The organism is Phaeobacter piscinae, assembly GCF_002407245.1.
Taxonomy (GTDB): Bacteria; Pseudomonadota; Alphaproteobacteria; order Rhodobacterales; family Rhodobacteraceae; genus Phaeobacter; species Phaeobacter piscinae.
On record NZ_CP010681.1, the window covers coordinates 1463891 to 1484654 of the forward strand.

Below are 20764 nucleotides of genomic sequence, written 5' to 3' on the forward strand. Positions count from 1 at the left end.
CTCCTCAGATTAGAGGCCAAGCACCCCATGTGAGAATCCAGCAAGGGCGGCGACGCCAATCGCGGCAAGGATACCGGCGATGATGTCGTCCATCATTACGCCTGTGGCGCCCTTCTGGCGGTCGGCCCAGCCGACGGGGCCAGGTTTCCAGATGTCGAACAGCCGAAACAGCACAAAGGCGGCGATCCAGCCCGGCCAGAGCGCGGTGATTGCGATGTCATGCGCCCATGCAGGGTAAGAGATTGCCCAAAGAGCGACGAACTGGCCTGCCACCTCATCTAGCACAAATTCGGAGGGGTCCATGTTCTCGCGGTTGCGGGTCATCGCCTCTGCAGCCCAGACGCCGACCACCATGCAAATCACGGTCGCAAGCGCCAGCAGGAGAAAGCCGCCCAGCTGGTGCAGGACAAACGCCAGAGGGAGGGCTGCCAGTGAGCCCCATGTACCGGGGGCGGGGCGCAGATAGCCAACACCGCCGACGGTGCCAATCAGAAAGGCGAGGCGCGACCGTTTCATGGTTTCACCACGCAGGCTGTGGCAATGGCGGCGATGCCTTCGCCGCGCCCGGTGAACCCAAGCCGTTCGGAGGTTGTCGCCTTGATCGAGACGCGTGAGAGATCAATCGACAGGATCTCCGCCACGGCGGCGCGCATGGCGGGGGCGTGGGGGGTGATCTTGGGGAATTCACAGACCAGCGTGCAGTCCACATTGGAGATCTGGTAGCCTTTGGAACGCGTCAGCTCGGCGGCATGGCGCAGGAAGATATCGCTGGCGGCACCTTTCCATTGCGGATCAGACGGCGGGAAGTGGCGGCCGATGTCGCCCTCTGCCAGCGCGCCGTAGAGGGCATCGGTGATGGCATGTAGCCCGACATCGGCGTCAGAATGCCCCTGAAGGCCGCGATCATGGGCCACCGGCACCCCGCAGAGCACGACCTCATCCCCCGGTCCAAACCGGTGAACATCATAGCCATTGCCAAGCCTTACATCCATGTCGCCCCCTAAATTGCGCGCAGCCCGATCGAAATCCTCCGGGCGGGTGATTTTGATATTGTCTGCGTCGCCCGGAATGATGGCAACGTCAATCCCTGCCGCGCGGGCGACCTCCACATCATCGGCGGCGTCACCGCCATTTGCCGCAAGCTGCTGATGAGCAGCGCGGATCTGGGGCAGGTGGAAGCCTTGCGGGGTCTGCGCTGCAAACAGCCCATTGCGGTCTTCAGTGCCGGTGACATAACCATCGCCCCCGCGCCAAAGCGCATCCGTCACGGCCAGCGCCGGGGCCGCCGCCAGATGGGTGTCGAGCGCGGTCATTACTCCCCGGATCATGCGTGCTGAGACACAAGGGCGGGCGGCGTCATGGATCAGCACCCGGTCGAGACCGTGTGCGGCCAAGAGATCAAGGCCGTTTGCCACCGATTGCGCACGAGTGCTGCCTCCACTGGCCAGAAGAAGGCCCGGCTGGGCAGAAAACTCCCGCCAGTGGTCGTGATCCTCGGCATTGAGGACCAGTGCGACCCGGTCTACGCCTGCAGTGAGGAAGGCATCCAGCGTCCAGTCGATCACCCGGCGTCCCGCCAGCGGGCGCCACTGTTTGGCCAGACCTCCGCCCGCGCGCAGCCCCTTGCCTGCGGCGACAATCAGTGCGGCGGTTCGGTGTTCCGGGGCATGGGGCGCCTCGGGTGTGTCTGCGCCGACGGCTACAGACGGGGAGGGGAAGGGATCGGACGGCATCAGGCGCCTCATTGTTGGGTCGCAATTGTTTAGGAGGTGATGCAAGGGGAGGCAATGGCAGCAGGTCACCCCGCGTAATATGCTCAAAAATTAGGCATATGCCAAAAGATGCAGCCTTGCCGCCGGGGGTTTCATTGTCGCATAGAGGCTGCTTCGGTTAGAAACGCTTCATATGCACAAGGATTAGGCAGTTGTCCTTCACTCTCGGTTCCACTTCTCTGACACCTCCCATCGCGCTGGCGCCGATGGCCGGAATCACGGATCGTCCCTTTCGCGATCTGGTGCGCAGCTTTGGTGTTGGGCTGATGGTAAGCGAGATGGTCGCCAGTCAGGAGATGGTACAGGCCAAGCCCGGTGTGCGTGAACGCGCCGAGCTGAGCGCCGATGTCGAGAATACCGCCGTGCAGATTGCCGGGCGCGACGCCTATTGGATGGCAGAGGCCGCGCGCCAGGTGGAGAGCCGCGGGGCCAAGGTCATCGATATCAATATGGGCTGTCCTGCCAAGAAGGTGACCAATGGCTATTCCGGCTCCGCGCTGCTGAAGACACCGGATCACGCGCTGTCGCTGATTGAGGCGGTGGTGGCTGCGGTTTCAGTGCCGGTCACGCTGAAGACGCGGCTTGGCTGGGACGACAACAGCCTCAATGCCGCTGACGTGGCCCGCCGCGCGCAGGATGCGGGCGTGCAGATGGTCACCATTCATGGCCGCACCCGCTGTCAGTTCTACAAGGGGAGCGCGGATTGGAAGGCGATCTCTGCCGTAAAAACCGCTCTGACCGTGCCGCTGCTGGCCAATGGCGATATTGTCGATACGGCGAGCGCACGTCGCGCGCTGGCCCAGTCTGGCGCGGATGGTGTGATGATCGGTCGTGGCGCGCAGGGCAAACCCTGGCTGCTGGCTGAGGTGGCCCATGACATCTGGGGCAGCGCCGCCCCCGATGTTCCCACCGGTGCGGAACTGGTTCAGATGGTCTGCGCCCACTATGAGGCGATGATCGCGTTCTATGGCACTGACCTGGGCCTGCGGGTCGCGCGCAAGCATCTGGGTTGGTATATGGATGAGGCTGCTACACCGGCGCCGCTGCGCCGCGAGGTGCTCACGGCCAAAGACCCTAAGGCGGTGCTGAAGCTATTGCCTGATGCGCTGACCAGTGGCGCTGGGCCCGATCGCAGCCCCGACCTGACGCAAGGGCAGGCAGCATGACCGGCCACGTGGGGGAGGCCCCTGCGGGGGTTACAGGATGGAACGGGGCCGATAGTGCGCTTTGGGCCTCGTTGCCCGTGCCGGCCTTTGTGATAGATCCAGAGGCCCGGATCGAAGATGTGAACTCCGCTGGTGAAGGGTTCCTCAACACCTCGCGCAAGGCGCTGCTGGGGAAGGCGATCTGGCAGCATGTGATCATTGCTCCGGCCATTGACGAGGCGGTGGCGCGTGCCCGCGACAATGGCACGCCCCTGTTTGTCAATGACATTGATGTTGGTGCGCCGGGGCGTGCGCCGCTGCAATGCAATGTACAGGTGGCGCGGGTGCAGGGCGTTGAGGGGCGGATGCTGATCCTGCTCTCCCCGCGCGAACTGGCCGGGCGGCTGACGCAGAACCACTCCGCCAAATCTGCCGCGCAATCTGCGATCGGCATGGCGGAGATGCTGGCCCATGAGATCAAGAACCCGCTGGCTGGGATCACCGGGGCTGCGCAGCTGTTGTCGATGGGGCTGTCGGGCGATGATCTGGAGCTGACCGATCTGATCGTCAGCGAAAGCCGACGTATTGTGAAGCTGTTGGAGCAGGTCGAGCAATTCGGCAATCTCTCTGTCCCGGCCTTTCAGGAGGTCAATCTTCACGATGTGCTGGACCGCGCCCGCCGTTCGGCGCTTTTGGGTTTTGGCGCGCAGATGACGATTGTCGAAGATTATGATCCCTCCCTCCCGATGGCCTGGGGGGATGGGGATCAGCTGTTGCAGGTGGTGCTGAATCTTCTGAAGAACGCAGCTGAGGCCGCGGATCCGGGGGGTGGCACCATTCGGATCCGGACGTTCTATGAACATTCCTTCCGGCTGCGCCGCAGTGACGGGTCCGGCAAGCTGTTGCCGCTGCAAATTGAGATCTCGGATGATGGCCCCGGCCTGCCTGAGGCAATCCGCGACGATATCTTTGATCCCTTTGTCTCGGGTCGGGAGAATGGCACCGGACTGGGGTTGGCGCTGGTCAGCAAAATCATCGCCGATCATCAGGGCTGGATCTCGGTCAATTCCGAACCTGGCCGGACGGTTTTTCGATTGTCACTGTCGCGCGTGCCGACCGCACCGCGTCCAGTACCCATCCCAAACGCCCCACGGCAGGAGTAGCACATCATGGACGGCACCGTTCTGGTCGCAGATGACGATCGCACAATTCGCACGGTCTTGACCCAGGCTCTGACGCGTGCCGGGTGTAAGGTCCATGCGACCTCCTCCCTGACCACGCTGATGCGCTGGGTGGGAGAGGGCAAAGGCGATGTCGTGATCTCCGATGTGATGATGCCGGATGGCAACGGGCTGGAAATGCTTCCGAAGATTGCTGATGACCGTCCCGGGCTGCCAGTGATCGTGATTTCGGCGCAGAACACCATTATGACTGCGATCAAGGCGGCGGAGGCGGAAGCCTATGATTACTTGCCCAAACCGTTTGATCTGCCGGAGCTGATGAAGCGGACGGCCAAGGCGCTGACTGAAAGGCGGAGCGGGCAGGGGGCGTTGCGCGCTGCTCCGCAGACTGGCGCCACGCCGGATGGGGCGGAGACCGCGAACGAGAGCCATGAGGATCTGCCGCTGGTCGGGCGCACCGAGGTGATGCAAACGCTTTACCGGCTGATCGCGCGGGTGATGAACACCGATATCCCGCTGCTGATTACCGGTGAAAGCGGCACCGGAAAATCCCTGATTGCCCGGTCGATGCATGATCTGTCGGACCGCCGCACGCTGCCGTTTGTCCGGGCGGAGGCGGCTGATCTGGCGTCACTTGACGGTCCGGCGCAGCTGCTGGCCAAGGTCCGTGGCGGAACGCTGTTGCTGGATGAGCTGGCGGATCTGTCGGAGGAGGCGCAGGCCCGCGTGGTGCGGATGATGGATGCGCCGGGGGATCATCAGCCCCGATTTATCGCCACCAGTCAGCAGAATCTCACTGCGGCGATGGAGGCCGGCACGCTGCGACAGGATCTCTACTACCGGATCAGCGGCACCGAGCTGCCGGTGCCTGCCTTACGTGCCCGCGTGGACGATATTTCCCTGCTCTGCGCGCATTTCCTGACGCGTGCTGAGAACGAGGGCGCGCCGCACCGCCGGCTGAGCGAGGCGGCCCGTGAGCCGTTGCGGCAGTTTCCGTGGCCGGGCAATGTGCGTCAGCTGGAAAACGTGGTGCGCCGTCTGGCGCTGACGGCCCGCAGCGAGGAGATCAGCCTCGACGAAGTCAACGCGGCGCTGGGCGCACAAACGGGCGGTGAGCCGATGGCGGCGACTGGTGGCGCACTCAGCAGTGAAAAACTGTCGGAATCAGTGGCGCGCCATCTGCAGCGGTATTTCGATCTGCATGGCGATATTCTGCCACCGCCGGGGCTCTATGCCCGTTTGATGCGCGAAGTTGAGACCCCATTGATCGAAATATCGCTCGCGATGACAGGCGGAAATCAGGCAAAATGTGCGGATTTACTTGGCATTAACCGCAATACGTTGCGCAAGAAGATCACGGATCTTGATATTGAGGTGACACGCCGTCGCAAACTGATGTAATATAGCCACAGAACCGTGGCGGATCGGCGTTTAGGCTGGTGATGATCACGACATATGGCGGTCGACCAGAAGGGTCGCACATCAGGATGAGGGCAGTACGTGGCGCAGAGGTCACATCTTCGCTCGGCATATGGGCCATTTGCGGCCCTTGACCGGTGGCGCAGAACACGCAGGGCGCGCAATGTTGGCGCGCTCGGGCTGGTTGTTTTGGGGCCGGTGCTGGCGCTTTCGACATTTTTGATCATTGGCCCGTTTTCGCAAGGGGTGGCGTCGCTGTCGCTGCGGCTGATCCTGCTTGCCGATCTGATTTATGTGCTGGCTGTCGCGGCGCTTGTGCTGACGCAGGTGGGACGTCTGATCGCCGCGCGCCGGGCCAAATCCGCAGGCTCCAGGTTGCACCTGCGTCTGATCGGGGCCTTCGCCTTTCTGGCGCTGACGCCCACCGTGATTGTGGCGCTCTTTGCTGGGCTGACGGTTAATGTTGGCCTTGAAGGCTGGTTCTCTGACCGGGTGCGGCAAGTCGTGGGCAGCTCTCTTGCGGCGGCCGAGGCCTATCAGGACCAGCAGCAGCGTGACCTCTCTGAGGATGCAGTGGCGCTGGCGCGCTATATTGACAACAGCCGAAACCGCAATTTTTTTATCAGTGACGGGCAACTGCGCCAGGTTCTGACACAGGGGCAGTTGCAAATCCAACGCGGGTTGCAAGAAGCCTATGTGGTGGATGGTGCAGGCGCTATTCGGGCCCGTGGTGAGCGGTCTTACGAGTTCGACTTTGAAGAGCCGAGCACAGCGGATATCAGCCAGGCCTCTTTTGAAGGTGTCACCCTGATCCAGGATTGGGAGAACAGCGAACTGCGCGCACTGGTGCGGCTGGATGCGTTTGTCGACCGGTTTCTCTATGTCAGCCGGGATGTGGACGGCGAATTGCTGAGCCTCCTGGATGACACCAAGGAGACTGCGCATCTCTATCAGCAGTTGGAGAGCGAGCGGGGGCGGGTACTGTTTGACTTTGTCCTGCTGTATCTGGGCTTTGCGGTGATCCTGATCCTCGCGGCAATGTGGCTTGGCATGTGGTTTGCCGAACGGCTGTCGCGCCCGGTTGGGCGGCTGACCATTGCGGCGCGGCGCGTCGGGGCAGGCAACCTGAATGTGCAGGTGCCAGAGGACGATGGCGATGATGAGATCTCGCAATTGGGTCGCTACTTCAACCAGATGACACTGGAGCTGCGGGAACAACGCGACACGCTGCTGGAAAACACCCATCAGATTGAACGCCGCCGCCGGTTGTTTGATTCCGTGCTGATGTCGGTGACTTCGGGCGTGGTAGGGCTGGATCCTGAGGGGCGGGTGACCTTTGTGAACCGGTCCGCGGAGCGGCTCTTGGGTTGGAGCGGTGATCGCCAGTCGCTGGCCCTGGCAGTGGCCGTGCCGGAGTTCGGACCGCTGTTTCAGGAATTGACCGAAACTGGCGCCGATGTGGTGCAGGGTGAGATCAAGGTGACCCGTCAGGGGCAGCTGGAGAACCTTCTGGTGAGGATGTCCCCCCGGCGGAGCGAGGAAGACCGGCTTGAGGGCTATGTGGTGGCCTTTGACGATGTCACGGATCTGGTCAGTGCGCAGCGGATGGCGGCCTGGGGCGATGTCGCACGTCGGATCGCCCATGAGATCAAGAACCCGCTGACACCGATCCAGTTGAGCGCGGAGCGCATCAAACGCAAATTTGCGCCGAAATTGGGCGAGGAAAACAGTGACCTTCTACAATCCATGACAGATGTGATTGTGCGTCAAACCAACGACTTGCGCCGTATTGTTGATGAGTTTTCCAAATTTGCCCGGATGCCGGAACCCGAGCGGCGTGAGGAAGATCTGGTGAAGCTGCTTCGCGAGGCGGTGACCCTGCAAAAGGCCGGTCAGCCTGATTTGCGTATTGTCGCGGATCTGCCGTCGGAGCCGATGCTGGCGGATCTGGACGCGACGATGATTGGCCAGGCCTTGACCAATTTGATCAAGAATGCGGGCGAAGCCGTTGAAACGCTGAAACAAAAAGGCACCGTTGCGGATCTTGATCCGGAAATCCGCATCGCAGTAAGTCCGACGAAATCCGGCTATGAGGTCACCATCGCCGACAATGGTATCGGTCTGCCAGAAGACCGCGCCCGTTTGTTTGAACCCTATGTGACCACCCGCGACGAAGGCACCGGTCTTGGCCTGCCGATCGTCAAGAAAATTATCGAAGAACACGGCGGAACACTGGCGCTGGAAGATGCGCCGGTATTCGACGGTCAGACCCACTACGGGGCCATGGCTGTGATCCGCCTGCCTGCTGCACATGAGGCGGCAGACCATCATAAGAGTACAGTGAAAGCAGGTCTGACATGAGTGACATTCTGATTGTTGACGATGAACGCGACATCCGTGAGCTGGTTTCTGATATCCTGGAGGATGAAGGCTACGCGACGCGCAAGGCTGGCAGTTCCGAGGAATGCATGGCCGCTCTGAATGAGGCGCCGCCCGCGCTCATGGTGTTGGATATCTGGCTGAAGGACAGCCAGATGGACGGCATCGACATTCTGAAAGTGGTGAAACGGGACAATCCGGAAATCCCCGTGGTGATCATTTCCGGTCATGGCAATATCGAGATCGCGGTCGCTGCGATCAAGCAGGGCGCCTATGACTTTATTGAAAAACCGTTTAATATTGACCAGTTGCTGGTCGTTATTCGCCGCGCGATGGAAACCTCAAAGCTGCGTCGCGAGAACACGGATCTGAAACGTCAGGACTCCGGCGCCAGCGAGATGATTGGCGCCTCAGCTGCCTATCGCGCATTGGTCAGCCAGCTGGATAAGGTGACAAAATCCAACGGGCGGGTGATGCTGACCGGGCCTGCGGGCAGCGGCAAGGAAATTGCCGCGCGGTATATCCATACCCAGTCCAACCGCGCCTCAGCGCCTTTTGTGACGGTGAACTGTGCCAGCATTGAACCCGACCGGATGGAGGAGGTGCTGTTTGGCCGCGAAAGTGCCGAGCGCGGGGTTGAGCCGGGTCTCTTGGAGCAGGCACATGGCGGCGTTGTGTTCTTTGATGAGGTTGCGGATATGCCGCTTGGCACCCAGTCAAAGATCCTGCGCGTGCTGGTTGATCAGCAGTTCCAGCGGGTTGGCGGCTCTGACAAGGTGCGCGTCGATCTGCGGGTTATCTCCGCGACCAACAAGGACTTGGAACGCGAGATTGAGGCGGATCGCTTTCGGCAGGAGCTTTATCATCGCCTGAATGTGGTGCCGATCCCAGTTCCATCACTGGCGGAACGGCGCGAGGATATTCCGCTGCTGGCTGATCATTTCATTGCACAGTTCAACCAGAGCCAAGGCCTACCACTGCGCAGGCTGAGCGAAGATGCCATCGCGCTGATGCAGACGATGCTGTGGCCTGGCAACGTGCGCCAGTTGAAGAACATGGTGGAACGTATTCTGATCCTTGGTGAAAGCAGTGGTCCAATCGAGCCAAAAGACCTTCCGCGCGAAGATGAGGCCGCGGAAGATCAAAGCCGTGTTGTTCTGTCCGGCGCACTAGCAACCCTGCCATTGCGGGAGGCGCGTGAGGCGTTTGAGCGGGAGTATCTGCTCACACAGATCAACCGCTTTGGTGGCAATATCAGCCGCACCGCGTCCTTTGTCGGTATGGAACGGTCTGCGTTGCATCGCAAACTGAAGTCGCTGGGGGTGGTGACCTCCAACAAGGCGGGCGCGCGGATTGCACATGTTGAGAAAGAAGCAGAGGAGGATATGGTTTGACCTGAACCTACCCACGGCCCATGTTTGGTTTCAGATCAATGTCTTGGCGGTCAATGGTAAACCATGCTGCGGGTCGTCAGGGAGCGGAGGCGATAATCTGAGGGGGCTGACCGCGCCGCGCAATGGCGCAGGATGTCTGGGTCAGCGGCGGAAGCGTCGATGCACGGCGGCTGCCCACGGCATCCGCCATCGATTGCGGACAGCGTTTCAGGGCGATGCTCTGATAGCCTTTGGACGCCATGCAGGACTGCTCCACCCGCCCGCGCAGATCTGCGTTGACGTCGACGGTATAGATGCCGCCGTCCTCCCAATAGCCCGCACGGTGATAGCAGCGCCCATTGCGGCAGATTTCGCCGCCGGGTCGATAGATGGGTGGGTGCTGTCGGATTTGGGTCGCGACGGGTGCATCCCGCAGGGCGCTGACCTCGCAAGACAGCAGATCCGCGTCGCGTCGGGCCACATCCGCGCCCGCGCGGTAATAGACCGGAACCGGTCCGCAGGCCGCCAGTCCCGAGACCAGCAACAGTGCGGCAAACGTATGTTTTGCGAAGAACATCCTGTGATTGTGCTGCAAATTCCTCTGCAAGACAATTGAATTGACCGTTACTGCGGCTTCTGTCATTCAAAACCGGCGATTGCGCGTATCAGCGCCCCGAGGGACAAGCACATGAAAGTAATTATTTGTGGCGCAGGTCAGGTCGGCTGGCAGATCGCCCGCCACCTGTCGGGTGAGCACAACGACGTGACGGTGGTGGATAACAACCCTGATCTGGTGCGTCGTGCGACGGATACGCTGGATGTTCAGGGGATTGCGGGGTTTGCCTCCTATCCGGATGTGCTGACCCGGGCCGGGGCGCGGGATGCGGATATGATCATCGCGGCCACCCATTCGGATGAGGTGAATATGGTCACCTGCCAGGTGGCGCATTCCGTGTTTTCCATCCAACGCAAGATCGCGCGGCTGCGTTCCAAGAGCTATCTGGAGGCGATTTACTCGGATTTGTATCGCCGTGACCATCTGCCGATTGATGTGGTGATCAGCCCCGAGCGCGAGGTGGCCGCTGCGGCGATGCAACGCCTGTCGGCGCCGGCTGCTTTTGATACTGAGATGTTCATGGAAGGCGGCGCGCAGCTGCTTGGGGTGCAGATCGACGAGGATTGTCCTGTCGTCAACACGCCGCTGCGCCAGCTGACAGATCTGTTTTCGACCCTGCGGGCCATCGTTGTCGGCATTCGCCGGGACGGCAGCCTATTTGCACCGGAGCCGGGCGACCAGCTCTTCGTCGGCGACAGTGCTTATGTGTTTGCCCATGTGGATGATGTGAGCCGCACCATCGAAGTCTTTGGCAAACAACAAAAACGTCAGGATCGTGTGGTGATCGTGGGCGGCGGCAATGTCGGCCTTGAAGTGGCCAAGGCGCTAGAATCCCGCACAGGACGCACGCGCGCCAAGATGATTGAGCGGAACCGCAAATGCGCCGAACGTGCGGCGGAGACGCTGGAACGGACAATCGTGCTGAACGGCGATGGCTTGGATCGCAGCCTTATGATTGAGGCGGGGATAGACCGCGCTGACGCCATGCTGGCTGTGACCGATGACGATAAGGTCAATATGCTGGCAGCTGTGCGCGCGAAGGCCGAAGGCTGCCCTCTGGCCATTGCGCTGATCAATGATCCGACACTGGTGCCGCTGATGGCGCCCTTGGGCATTGATGCTTATATCAACCCGCGCGCCACCACCGTAAGCTCGATCTTGCGCCACATTCGCTATGGCCGGGTGCGACAGGTCTATTCGATCGGCGACGCCGAAGCCGAGGTGATCGAGGCCGAGGTGATGTCGACCTCCCCGATGGCCGGGCAGATGATCCGCGATATCGATTTCCCTGAAGGTGTGCTGGTTGGCGCCGTCAGCAAAAACGGTGTTGTGATGCGCCCAACGGGCGGCATGCGGATTGAGGAAGGCGATGTGATTGCCCTCTTCGCCATGGCCGCGGATGTGCCCGAGGTCGAGCGCCTGATGCAGGTCTCGATTGACTTCTTCTAGGATGTCGCGGCACCGCAAACCCTCGCAGGAGAGGACGCGCGGCCTTTTGCGCCTGCCGCTGTTTCTGCTGATCCTGTTGGTGGCAGCGCTGGCGATGTGGGTGCCGGCCATCCACGCGCTGATCCTTGATGATCATCAGACCTCGCGCAGCTTCTTCTACTCTGGCGTTGTGGGGCTGATCGTCGTTGTGCTGGTCGGGCTGTCGATGGGCAACCGCGTGCCGCGCTACAGTATGCCTGGGCAATTAACCTCGCTGCTGGCAAGTTTTGCGGTGCTGCCTGCGTTTCTGGCGGTTCCGGTGCAGGATGCGTTAGGGAATACCAGCTATCTCAACGCATATTTCGACATGGTCAGCGCCATTACCACGACGGGCGCGGATGTATTTGCCGACCCGAACCGGCTGCCGCCCAGCGTACATCTGTGGCGGGCCATGGTTGGCTGGCTTGGAGGGCTGCTGATGTGGGTGGCGGCCTCGGCCATTCTGGCACCGCTGTCGCTGGGCGGGTTTGAGGTTACCGCACGGGGCGAGCCGGGACGCGGCACCGAAACACCGCTGCATATGCAGCGCGCAGATCCCCGTCGCAAACTGGTGGTGGTGACCAAAACCCTGGCGCCGCTTTATGCCGGGCTGACACTGGTGTTGTGGATTTTGCTGATCGTCACCGGTGAGACGGCCCTGGTGGCGCTCGGCCATGCGATGTCGGTTCTGGCCACCTCCGGTATTTCTGCGGTTGGCGGGGCGGAGAATGGTGCCAGCGGCATTGCCGGCGAAATGGTGATGTTCCTGTTCATGTTCTTTGCCCTGTCGCGGCTCACGTTTTCGACCGATACAGTGACCAGTGGTCATAGTCGGTTGGACAGGGATCCTGAGTTCCGCATTGGTCTGCTGATTGTCTTTGGCGTGCCATTGCTGCTGATTTTGCGCCATTGGATTGCCAGTTTTGACGTCGCCACCACCAGCGATCTGGTGCAGGGGCTGCACTCCTGGTGGGGGGCGACGTTTACCGTTTTGTCGTTCCTGTCGACCACTGGGTTCGAAAGTGCCGATTGGGAAACCGCGCGACAATGGTCGGGGCTGGACACGCCAGGCATGATCCTTCTGGGGTTGGCAGTGATCGGCGGTGGTGTGGCAACCACCGCGGGCGGTGTGAAGCTGCTGCGGGTCTATGCGCTCTACCTCAATGGGTTGCGGGAGATGGAACGGCTGATTCATCCCTCTTCCGTAAGCAATGAGGGCAAGGGCAACCGGCGTCTCCAACGCAATGGCGCCTTTGTGGCCTGGGTATTTTTCATGCTGTTTGCGCTGTCGCTGGCAGTGATCAGCATCAGCCTCGCCGCTGTGGGGTCGGATTTTGAGCAGGCGCTGATTCTGACCATTGCGACACTCTCGACCACAGGGCCGCTGACTGAAATCGCAGGGTCCGAACCCATCGCGCTCATCCATCTGACGGCCACTGCAAAGCTGATCCTGTGCTTTGCCATGGTGCTGGGGCGGCTGGAAACTCTGGCGATCATTGCGCTGATGACACCAAACCTCTGGCGCAGTTGATCAATCATGGTTACCGTGAATGTCATATGAGTAATTTTCGGGTGGAAACTCCGACTATCTGCGTTCATAGTATTCATTAACAGGGCGCTGGTCCGCAGCGCGACAAGAACAAAGGCGAGATAATAATAATGGCTTCGGACAGACAGAATCTTCAGGATGCCTTCCTGAACCACGTTCGTAAAACCAAGGTTCCGGTCACCATCTTTCTGATCAACGGCGTTAAGTTGCAGGGTGTGATCACATGGTTTGACAATTTCTGTGTCCTGCTGCGTCGGGACGGGCAGTCGCAACTGGTTTACAAACACGCCATTTCGACGATCATGCCTGCCCAGCCGATCAGCCTTTATGAAGGTGAAGACGCCTCTTGATGGAGCATGATAGGACGCCCACCCGTGCCTGGGTGGTGCATCCCGATATCAAATCAGACCGCGACCGCCGCGACCCGGTGTCCGCCCTTGCTGAGGGCGTGTCCCTGGCCGAGGCCTTGCCCGACATTGAGGTGATCGGCTCCGATGTTGTGCGCCTGCCAAAGGCGCATGCGGGGATGTTGTTTGGATCGGGTAAAATCGATGAGTTGAAAACGCTGTTCCACGATGAAGAGGTGGAATTGGTGTTGATTGATGGCCCGGTCTCACCGGTGCAGCAGCGCAATCTGGAGAAGGCCTGGAAGGTCAAGATCCTTGACCGGACCGGGCTGATCCTTGAGATCTTCTCGGATCGTGCGCGCACCCGTGAAGGCGTGCTGCAGGTGGAGATGGCGGCGCTCAGCTATCAGCGGACGCGGTTGGTGCGGGCCTGGACCCACCTAGAACGTCAACGGGGTGGGCTTGGCTTTGTCGGTGGTCCCGGCGAAACCCAAATCGAGGCGGACCGTCGTGCCATTGACGAACAGCTGGTGCGCTTGCGTCGTCAGCTCGACAAGGTGGTCAAAACCCGGACCCTGCATCGTGCGGCGCGGGCGAAGATCCCCTATCCGATTGTGGCGCTGGTCGGCTATACCAACGCCGGAAAATCCACTTTGTTCAACCGGTTAACCGGTGCAGAGGTGATGGCGAAGGATATGCTCTTTGCCACATTGGACCCGACAATGCGTCGGGTTCAGCTGCCGGATGGGCCGGAAATCATCCTGTCTGACACCGTTGGTTTTATCTCGGATCTGCCGACGGAGCTGGTTGCGGCCTTCCGCGCCACGCTGGAAGAGGTGCTGGCCGCTGATGTGGTCGTGCATGTGCGCGACATCAGCCATGACGAGACCCAGAACCAGGCCGCAGATGTCGAAAGCATTCTGACCTCTCTCGGGGTTGATGACAGCCGCGCGCGGTTGGAGGTTTGGAACAAGCTGGATCTGCTGGACGATGAGCAGGCTGAGGCGCGCCGCCAGCGCGCGGAGCGTGAAGAGGGCATCCACGCCATCTCTGCGATCAGCGGTGAGGGGCTGGAGGATCTGCTTGCGGATATCACCGCAAAGCTGCGTTTGATCCGCCATGAAGATGAGATCACCCTGACATTTGCGCAAGGCAAGCAACGTGCCTGGCTGTTTGAGCAGGATGTTGTGCAAAGCGAAACCCAGACAGAGACCGGGTTCGAATTGACGGTTCTGTGGACCGAAACCCAGAAAAACCGGTTCGCTGCGCTCTAATCAGCGTTTCTGACAGGACATCAAGAAACCCCCGCAGCCCATTCGGTAGCGGGGGTTTTTGTTTTACTGCAGTCGGTTAGGGATGGTTTCTGTCGCGGTCATTCGGTGGCGGTGGCCGGGATTAGGCGCGTGACACCAACGGCGGCCGCGCGGGCCAGATCCTCATCCAGTGACATTGGGATATATTCTCCCCGCCGCCAGAGCTGGGACATGTCGTCATAGTAACGTGACAGGAAGTGCCCGGATTGGCCGGTGGCGATGATGAAGACGGAACTATCGGGATCAGCAAAATCATAGACCCCCCGATAGCCTGCGGCGTGCACATTGCGGAACGGGTGTTTCCCTTCACCGGAGGTGCGCCCCCGTTGCAGTGTATTGTCGCCACCACTTGTGGACTGGCGGATATTCACAAAGACCCGAAGCAGCGGTACATCCCCCAGCACCTCGTGGTTCTGTGTCGCCTGATGCGCATCACCCCAACGCAGCGCTTCCAAGGCGTTACCATAGGTTTCTTCGATCCAGATCAGCGCATCGTCCAGCGCCAGACGAGCCAGCTCACTACAGGTTTCAGTGGGAGCACTTTGGCGAATATCGCACCAGACCGAGGCCCCCTCCACATCGCGAAACACCCGCTCAAGGAACAACGGATCCACCTGTGTAAATTCAGCAGCCAGCGGCCCAAGGTCGTCTGTGATCAGACGTTTTTGCAAAGCCCGCACCCAGGCGGCATAGATCAGCGGCTCTGGCAGATGTTCGTTCATTTCGCCGTTCCACTCCGACAGCAGCGTCAGTGCAATCTGGCGCTGCCGCTCACGGGTGCCTTCGGGCGCGGCTTCGCCGGTGAACCACAGATCGGCGCCAATGAGTGGCAACAGGCTGCGGGCGGTATAGGAGACGGTATCCAGCTGTGCCTCGATGAAACTGTCACGGGTGTGGACCTGCCGGTCCTGCATCAGCTTCTTCCAGCGATTGATGCGCTGGGTATCGCCCCAAGTGTAAGAGACGTGATTGGGAAACGGGCGGTCCAAGAGCTTGTTGTTGGTGTTTCCGAGGATGCCTCCAATGGGGGAGACGAACTCAGGATTGGCAGCATAAGGCGCGCGGCCCTGCCATTGGTTCTCACTCCGCCAGCCTTGGCTCGGCATCCGGCCCTGACTCTGATGGCGGGCGTCACGTTGCGGAATGGCGCCAACGGTTTTCAGCGCAACAGTCGTCTTGTCGGCAAGGGTCAGGTTCTGCGAGGGGGCGATATAACCTTCACTGATCTCAATCGCCTGAGCCACGGAGTTCGCACGCATCAGCTCAAGCGCTGCGCTGATGGAGGTGTCCTCAGCGCTGAGGCCCGTCCAGCCAAGGCTGACAACGTGACCCGGCGGCGTGATTGCCGCGAGATCAAACAGGGACCGGGGCAGAACCGGGCCATTGTCGGTCCAGCGCAGGGTCAGGGTGACCGGGGTTTCGTCCTTGATGTTGATGATCGAGGGGCGGCTGGTGAAGCGCTTGTAACCGTCGGCGGTTTTGTATTCCTCGGCATTGTCGGGGTTCAGCTGTTCGATGAACAGATCCTGATCATCCATATAAGAGGAGGTCACGCCCCAGCCCAGCAGGTCCGAGCGGCCGGAGATGACAGCGGGGATACCGGGAATGGTGGCGCCGATCACACCGCCGGTGCCCAGTTCCAGCCGCGCCAGATACCACACGCCGGGGGCGGTCAGCTCCAGATGGGGATCGTTGGCCATCAGCGTGCCGCCTGCGGCAGACCGGCTGGGTGCGGCAGCCCAGGCATTGGACGCGCCTGCCAGCCCACGGGGAGCAATCGGCATGAAGGGCAGGGTCCGGCTGATGTCCGTGCTGGCGCTGGCATGGCGCGGCAGGTTTGGAAACAGCGCCGCATATTCCGGCAGCGCGGCAACACCGTTGCCCGGCGCATCCGGCAGAATATCCTTCAACCGTTCGGGGTCGGGCAACGCCAGAGAGGTACGGGCGCGCAGGATTTCTTCCTGCATATGACCGGAGAGTTTCAGCCCCATCAACTTCATCACCGCAATGCTGTCAGCAGGCTGCCACGGCGCCATTGGGACGTTAAAGAGGAACATCTCCGGCGCCCCGCGCCCCAGTGCGTCCTCATTGATTTCCTGCAGGCGTGCGTTGACCCCGGCAGAATAGGCGCGCAGCGCGGTCATGGTTTCGGGGGTCTGGGCGGCGACGGATTGCTGCGCCAGACGGTAGATATCGAGGCGGCGGATCAGCGTGTCGACCTGCAGCGTGCGGCTGCCGAAGATCTCCGACAGGCGGCCCATGGCGGTACGTCGCATCGTAGTCATCTGCCACAGGCGGTCCTGGGCATGGGCATAGCCGAGGCCAAAATAGACATCCTCGTCGCTGGCGCCATAGCTGCCGAAAATATGTGGCACATTGGCGTTATCACGCACAATTTCCACCGGCGCCAGAAGGCCGGGCAGGGTGATCTCCTTATTGTAGTCCGGCAGTGATTGCGCCGCGAGGAAATAGACCAGTCCAAGCCCCATCACCAAGAGTAGAATCAAAGCGGCGGCAAGGCGCAGAAGCCAGCGAAAGAGAAGTCCCATCGGTGGTGCGTTTCCTCAGATTTTTGACGTTATTGGCCCGGTTACGGCGCAGTTTCTCGCCCTCGCAGATTGCACCGGGCGGCGCGGCTGTTAGGGTGGCGCCAACATAGGACAAGACGCATCAGGGGGAAAGCAGATGGCGAAGGTTGCATTCTTGGGTTTGGGAGTGATGGGCTATCCGATGGCAGGTCATCTGGCCGCTGCCGGACATGAGGTGACAGTCTACAACCGCACCGCAGCAAAGGCGGAAGCCTGGGCAAAGGAGCATACTGGCACCGCCGCTGCGACACCACGGGAGGCGGCAGCGGGCGCGGAGTTCGTGATGGCCTGCGTTGGCAACGACGATGATTTGCGCAGCGTGTGCCTTGGCGATGCCGGGGCCTTTGGTGGTATGGATGCGGGCGCGATTTTCGTGGACCACACAACGGTGTCGGCGAAGGTGACCCGCGAGCTGAACACGGCGGCGGCGGACCTGGGGCTGTCTTTCGTGGATGCGCCGATTTCCGGCGGTCAGGCCGGGGCAGAAAACGGTGTGCTTTCAGTTATGTGCGGCGGCGATCAGGCGGCCTACGACAAGGCCGAGCCGACTATCGCAGTTTACGCTCGGATCTGCCGCCGGATCGGCGAAAGCGGCGCCGGTCAGATGACCAAGATGTGCAATCAGATTGCGATTGCCGGGTTGGTTCAGGGGCTCAGCGAGGCACTGCATTTCGCCGAAAAGGCTGGGCTGGATGGTCGCGCGGTCGTCGAGGTGATCAGCCAGGGGGCCGCAGGCAGCTGGCAGATGGCCAACCGGCATGAGACCATGCTGGATGACCATTTTGAGCATGGGTTTGCGGTTGACTGGATGCGCAAGGATCTGGGCATCTGCCTTGATGCGGCGGAGGAGACCGGGGCCAGCCTGCCGGTCACCGCTCTGGTCGATCAGTTCTACAAAGAGGTGCAGAAACTGGGCGGCGGGCGCTGGGATACTTCCAGCCTGTTCAAACGTTTGAAGGCGTTTGAGTAAGTAAAAGCACGAAATGATAATGGCCTTTCCTGACGGAAAGGCCATGCTTCCGGCGGGGATATTTTCAGCCAGAAGATAAATCGGATCTTACGGCACGCAGCCGGGTCGGATCAGGGGATGATCCGGGTATACTTGGTGCCTTCCAGCGTGGCACCCAGGCGCAGGCCTGCCTGACCGAAGACAGCGGCCAGAACCGGGCTGTTCAGCGTATTGGTGTCTGCCGCCAGCGAGTCGCCCTCGTCGCGGATCACATACTCCAGATCGGCGCCTGCGGCCCAGCCGGAGGAGCGGCGGAAGTTGGAGAGTGCGTCCTGCGTCATGAAGAACAGCACATGGGCATATTGCTGGGCGCCGATTTGCAGACCTGCATTGCCCTTTACCGTGGAATAATAGTCGACCGTCACGCCATCAATGCGCAGGGCGCCACGACCAAAGGCCCCGCCGACGAAGAAGCCGGCCTCTGTCACCAGCGGCATCACCAGCATGCCGGTTGATTTCTCAGCCAGGGTGACGGCGCCGGGGTACTGGCTGTACATCTGGCTCAGGGTCGCATCGACGCGGGCGTCGATGGTGGAGGCGTTGCTGTTTCCGATACCATTGCCACATGCGGCGGTGACACCAGCACCAGCCAGCGCGCCAAGCGCAAAGCCACGCCGGGTCAAACGGGAAGAATAAGAACTGCTCATCTTGGGTTGCCTGTTATCTGGGGCCGGGGCCGCGCGGGGCTATTGTCTCGGCCTGTCACTGTTCAATTGCGGCCAGTTTTCTGGCTCTGCGGCAAGGTATACGCGGAAAGCTGCCGCCTGTCATCACTGAGACAGGTGCAATCAGCGGCTTCCTGCCGGCAATTTTGCGTGATCATTCACCCTGCGGGTCCGGTGGTGCCGCCTATGTCACCTAGCCATTCAGCAGCCGTGCAGCTGCCGGTGCGTAATAGGTCAACACCCCATCACAGCCTGCGCGTTTGAAGGCCATCAAGCTCTCCATCATGATACGTTCGCCATCGATCCACCCGTTCTGGGCGGCGGCCTCGATCATCGCGTATTCGCCAGAGACCTGATAGGCAAACGTAGGCGCGCCGAAAGTGGATTTCACCCGCTGGCAGATATCGAGATAGGCAAGACCGGGTTTGATCATAACCATATCTGCGCCCTCGGTCAGATCGCGTTCGATCATGCGCAGGGCCTCATCAGTGTTGCCGGGGTCCATCTGATAGGTTTTCTTGTCGCCCTTGAGCGCGCCGGAGGCACCGACGGCGTCACGGAACGGGCCGTAATAGGCAGAGGCATATTTGGCGGCATAGGAGAGGATGGTGACATTGCGGTGGCCTGCGGCCTCCAGCGCGCGGCGCATGGCTCCGATCCGGCCATCCATCATATCCGACGGACCGATGATATCGGCACCTGCATCGGCCTGGGCCACGGTCATCTTCACCAGCGCCTCGACGGTTTCGTCATTGACGATCTCACCGTCCACCACATAGCCGTCGTGCCCGTTGATATTATAAGGATCCAGCGCCACATCGGTCATCACTGCTATATCCGGCGCGGCGGATTTAATGGCACGAATGGCCCGGTTCACCAGGTTGTCCGGGCTCCAGGCCTCGGCGCAATCCTCGGTTTTGAGCGCGGGGTCGGTATAGGGAAACAGGCAGATCGCCGGGATGCCAAGCGCCTGCGCCTCAATCGCGGCCTCCACCACCTTGTCGATGCTGCGACGGGTAACGCCGGGCATGGAGGGGATCGGCTCCTCAATCGCGTCGCCATCCCGCACAAAGACTGGCCAGATCAGATCATCGCTGGTCAACGTGGTCTCGCGCACCAGATTGCGCAGGGCAGGGGCGCTGCGCAAACGACGCGGGCGGGCAGCAGGAAAAGGGGCGACGGTCGGCTTCATCGGGTCCTCGCAGATCAGGGTGCGATCCGGCAAGCGGTCGCAGTTGATCCCTTGGGTCGCATGGAATGGCGGCGGCGACAAGTGACAGATTCGCCGCGCCAGCCTGCCTATCCTGTGGCCAGTGGGACCACCCCTTGTGCCAGAGTGCCGCGCGAGGGATATAGGGGCGCAACGACTGGACGAGAGAAGGGCCGCGCAGTGGATCTGTTTCATACCTTGACCGAGCTGATTGATCTGCGGTCCTTTTCCAACCTGTGGTACTGGATCGCGCTGGCCGTAGTCTGGTCCTCCGCCAGCCATTGGGTGATGGGGGTGCCGTTTGACATGGTCTATCGCGCCCGCAAGCAAGGCGGGCAGGCTGCGCTGGATCTGGAGGCCATTGCCCGCGTCAATGTGAACCGGATGATGTATATCACTGAGGTGTCGGGCCATTGGGTTCTGGGGATGACCTGCTTTGTGCTCGCGATGCTGGGGATGCTGGGCTTCTACTACGGGGTGGAATTTGCCCAAGCGGTGTTTCTTCTGGCCTTTCCCATGGCGATCGTCGGCCTAATTAACTGGAGCTCGGCGCGTCGCATCCATCGCGAGGGGCTGGCGGGGGAGGCCCTGGCCCGGCAACTGACCATCACCCGGTTGTTCATCCAGCTGGTGGGTATGGTCGCGATTTTTGTGACCGCGCTCTGGGGCATGTATCAGAACCTGCAGATCGGGTTCCTCGGCTAATTGCCTGCGGGCAGACGACGAAAGAG

17 protein-coding genes are annotated in these 20764 nt (G+C 60.9%); 11 read left to right on the forward strand and 6 right to left on the reverse strand.

What is annotated here, in order from left to right:
• Window positions 1-9: 9 nt before the first annotated feature.
• Entirely contained in the window at window positions 10-516 is a 507-nt protein-coding gene (locus phaeop14_RS06860) for a phosphatidylglycerophosphatase A family protein (protein WP_040169000.1), read from the reverse strand.
• Window positions 513-1733 carry a bifunctional 2-C-methyl-D-erythritol 4-phosphate cytidylyltransferase/2-C-methyl-D-erythritol 2,4-cyclodiphosphate synthase gene (locus phaeop14_RS06865; RefSeq protein WP_096789114.1) on the reverse strand — a complete coding sequence of 407 codons (1221 nt, stop codon included), beginning with the start codon at window positions 1731-1733 and terminating at the stop codon, window positions 513-515. The genes phaeop14_RS06860 and phaeop14_RS06865 overlap by 4 nt, the downstream gene beginning before the upstream one ends.
• Window positions 1734-1924: 191 nt before the next feature.
• Between phaeop14_RS06865 and dusB the strand changes: the two genes are divergently transcribed.
• The 5 genes from dusB (at window position 1925) to ntrX (ending at window position 9290) form a co-directional block, all read left to right on the forward strand.
• Window positions 1925-2938: a tRNA dihydrouridine synthase DusB gene (dusB, locus tag phaeop14_RS06870; protein WP_096789115.1), complete on the forward strand. Its 1014-nt coding sequence runs from the start codon at window positions 1925-1927 to the stop codon at window positions 2936-2938.
• Window positions 2935-4080 carry a two-component system sensor histidine kinase NtrB gene (locus phaeop14_RS06875; RefSeq protein ID WP_096789116.1) on the forward strand — a complete coding sequence of 382 codons (1146 nt, stop codon included), beginning with the start codon at window positions 2935-2937 and terminating at the stop codon, window positions 4078-4080. Before dusB ends, phaeop14_RS06875 begins: the two co-directional genes overlap by 4 nt.
• 6 nt (window positions 4081-4086) lie before the next feature.
• Window positions 4087-5499: a response regulator gene (locus tag phaeop14_RS06880; protein ID WP_096789117.1), complete on the forward strand. Its 1413-nt coding sequence runs from the start codon at window positions 4087-4089 to the stop codon at window positions 5497-5499.
• 99 nt (window positions 5500-5598) lie between these two features.
• The gene (locus phaeop14_RS06885; protein ID WP_040169006.1) at window positions 5599-7878 is read left to right on the forward strand and encodes a sensor histidine kinase NtrY-like; all 2280 of its coding nucleotides are present in this window, start codon (window positions 5599-5601) and stop codon (window positions 7876-7878) included.
• Window positions 7875-9290, forward strand: a complete 1416-nt coding sequence (ntrX, locus tag phaeop14_RS06890) for a nitrogen assimilation response regulator NtrX (RefSeq protein ID WP_040178411.1) — start codon at window positions 7875-7877, stop codon at window positions 9288-9290. The genes phaeop14_RS06885 and ntrX overlap by 4 nt, the downstream gene beginning before the upstream one ends.
• A gap of 76 nt (window positions 9291-9366) precedes the next feature.
• On the opposite strand, the gene phaeop14_RS06895 is transcribed toward ntrX, so the two are convergent.
• Complete coding sequence (locus tag phaeop14_RS06895) at window positions 9367-9912, reverse strand: hypothetical protein (protein ID WP_096789118.1); 546 nt, start codon at window positions 9910-9912, stop codon at window positions 9367-9369.
• A gap of 45 nt (window positions 9913-9957) precedes the next feature.
• Between phaeop14_RS06895 and trkA the strand changes: the two genes are divergently transcribed.
• From trkA to hflX, 4 genes are all read left to right on the forward strand, one after another.
• Window positions 9958-11334, forward strand: a complete 1377-nt coding sequence (trkA, locus tag phaeop14_RS06900; RefSeq protein WP_024097341.1) for a Trk system potassium transporter TrkA — start codon at window positions 9958-9960, stop codon at window positions 11332-11334.
• 1 nt (window position 11335) lies between these two features.
• Window positions 11336-12883, forward strand: coding sequence for a TrkH family potassium uptake protein (locus tag phaeop14_RS06905; RefSeq protein ID WP_040169012.1), 1548 nt, complete (start codon window positions 11336-11338; stop codon window positions 12881-12883).
• A 128-nt stretch (window positions 12884-13011) separates the two neighbouring features.
• Window positions 13012-13251: an RNA chaperone Hfq gene (hfq, locus tag phaeop14_RS06910; RefSeq protein WP_008204623.1), complete on the forward strand. Its 240-nt coding sequence runs from the start codon at window positions 13012-13014 to the stop codon at window positions 13249-13251.
• Window positions 13251-14522 (forward strand): GTPase HflX, encoded by a 1272-nt coding sequence (gene hflX / locus phaeop14_RS06915; protein ID WP_040169016.1) that lies wholly within the window; start codon window positions 13251-13253, stop codon window positions 14520-14522. Before hfq ends, hflX begins: the two co-directional genes overlap by 1 nt.
• A 98-nt stretch (window positions 14523-14620) precedes the next feature.
• Here hflX and phaeop14_RS06920 read toward each other — a convergent pair whose 3' ends face one another.
• Window positions 14621-17110, reverse strand: coding sequence for a penicillin acylase family protein (locus tag phaeop14_RS06920; protein WP_096789119.1), 2490 nt, complete (start codon window positions 17108-17110; stop codon window positions 14621-14623).
• A 136-nt stretch (window positions 17111-17246) separates the two neighbouring features.
• Between phaeop14_RS06920 and phaeop14_RS06925 the strand changes: the two genes are divergently transcribed.
• On the forward strand, window positions 17247-18119 hold the full coding sequence (locus phaeop14_RS06925) for an NAD(P)-dependent oxidoreductase (protein ID WP_096789120.1): 873 nt from the start codon (window positions 17247-17249) through the stop codon (window positions 18117-18119).
• Window positions 18120-18229: 110 nt separating this feature from the next.
• On the opposite strand, the gene phaeop14_RS06930 is transcribed toward phaeop14_RS06925, so the two are convergent.
• The gene (locus phaeop14_RS06930) at window positions 18230-18805 is read right to left on the reverse strand and encodes a lipid-binding SYLF domain-containing protein (protein WP_014874602.1); all 576 of its coding nucleotides are present in this window, start codon (window positions 18803-18805) and stop codon (window positions 18230-18232) included.
• A 211-nt stretch (window positions 18806-19016) separates the two neighbouring features.
• Window positions 19017-20015 (reverse strand): porphobilinogen synthase, encoded by a 999-nt coding sequence (gene hemB, locus phaeop14_RS06935; RefSeq protein ID WP_096790248.1) that lies wholly within the window; start codon window positions 20013-20015, stop codon window positions 19017-19019.
• Between the two features lie 198 nt (window positions 20016-20213).
• On the opposite strand from hemB, the gene phaeop14_RS06940 reads away from it, so the two are divergent.
• On the forward strand, window positions 20214-20738 hold the full coding sequence (locus phaeop14_RS06940; protein WP_040169020.1) for a hypothetical protein: 525 nt from the start codon (window positions 20214-20216) through the stop codon (window positions 20736-20738).
• Window positions 20739-20764: the final 26 nt, after the last annotated feature.

Excerpts from the sequence above, each read along its gene's own strand:
- trkA (WP_024097341.1), top strand. The coding sequence starts at position 9,958 with ATGAAAGTAATTATTTGTGGCGCAGGTCAGGTCGGCTGGCAGATCGCC.
- hfq (WP_008204623.1), top strand. The coding sequence starts at position 13,012 with ATGGCTTCGGACAGACAGAATCTTCAGGATGCCTTCCTGAACCACGTT.
- hflX (WP_040169016.1), top strand. The coding sequence starts at position 13,251 with ATGGAGCATGATAGGACGCCCACCCGTGCCTGGGTGGTGCATCCCGAT.
- phaeop14_RS06925 (WP_096789120.1), top strand. The coding sequence starts at position 17,247 with ATGGCGAAGGTTGCATTCTTGGGTTTGGGAGTGATGGGCTATCCGATG.
- hemB (WP_096790248.1), bottom strand. The coding sequence starts at position 20,015 with ATGAAGCCGACCGTCGCCCCTTTTCCTGCTGCCCGCCCGCGTCGTTTG.
- phaeop14_RS06880 (WP_096789117.1), top strand. The coding sequence starts at position 4,087 with ATGGACGGCACCGTTCTGGTCGCAGATGACGATCGCACAATTCGCACG.
- phaeop14_RS06895 (WP_096789118.1), bottom strand. The coding sequence starts at position 9,912 with ATGACAGAAGCCGCAGTAACGGTCAATTCAATTGTCTTGCAGAGGAAT.
- phaeop14_RS06930 (WP_014874602.1), bottom strand. The coding sequence starts at position 18,805 with ATGAGCAGTTCTTATTCTTCCCGTTTGACCCGGCGTGGCTTTGCGCTT.
- phaeop14_RS06865 (WP_096789114.1), bottom strand. The coding sequence starts at position 1,733 with ATGCCGTCCGATCCCTTCCCCTCCCCGTCTGTAGCCGTCGGCGCAGAC.
- phaeop14_RS06920 (WP_096789119.1), bottom strand. The coding sequence starts at position 17,110 with ATGGGACTTCTCTTTCGCTGGCTTCTGCGCCTTGCCGCCGCTTTGATT.
- phaeop14_RS06905 (WP_040169012.1), top strand. The coding sequence starts at position 11,336 with ATGTCGCGGCACCGCAAACCCTCGCAGGAGAGGACGCGCGGCCTTTTG.
- phaeop14_RS06860 (WP_040169000.1), bottom strand. The coding sequence starts at position 516 with ATGAAACGGTCGCGCCTCGCCTTTCTGATTGGCACCGTCGGCGGTGTT.
- phaeop14_RS06875 (WP_096789116.1), top strand. The coding sequence starts at position 2,935 with ATGACCGGCCACGTGGGGGAGGCCCCTGCGGGGGTTACAGGATGGAAC.
- ntrX (WP_040178411.1), top strand. The coding sequence starts at position 7,875 with ATGAGTGACATTCTGATTGTTGACGATGAACGCGACATCCGTGAGCTG.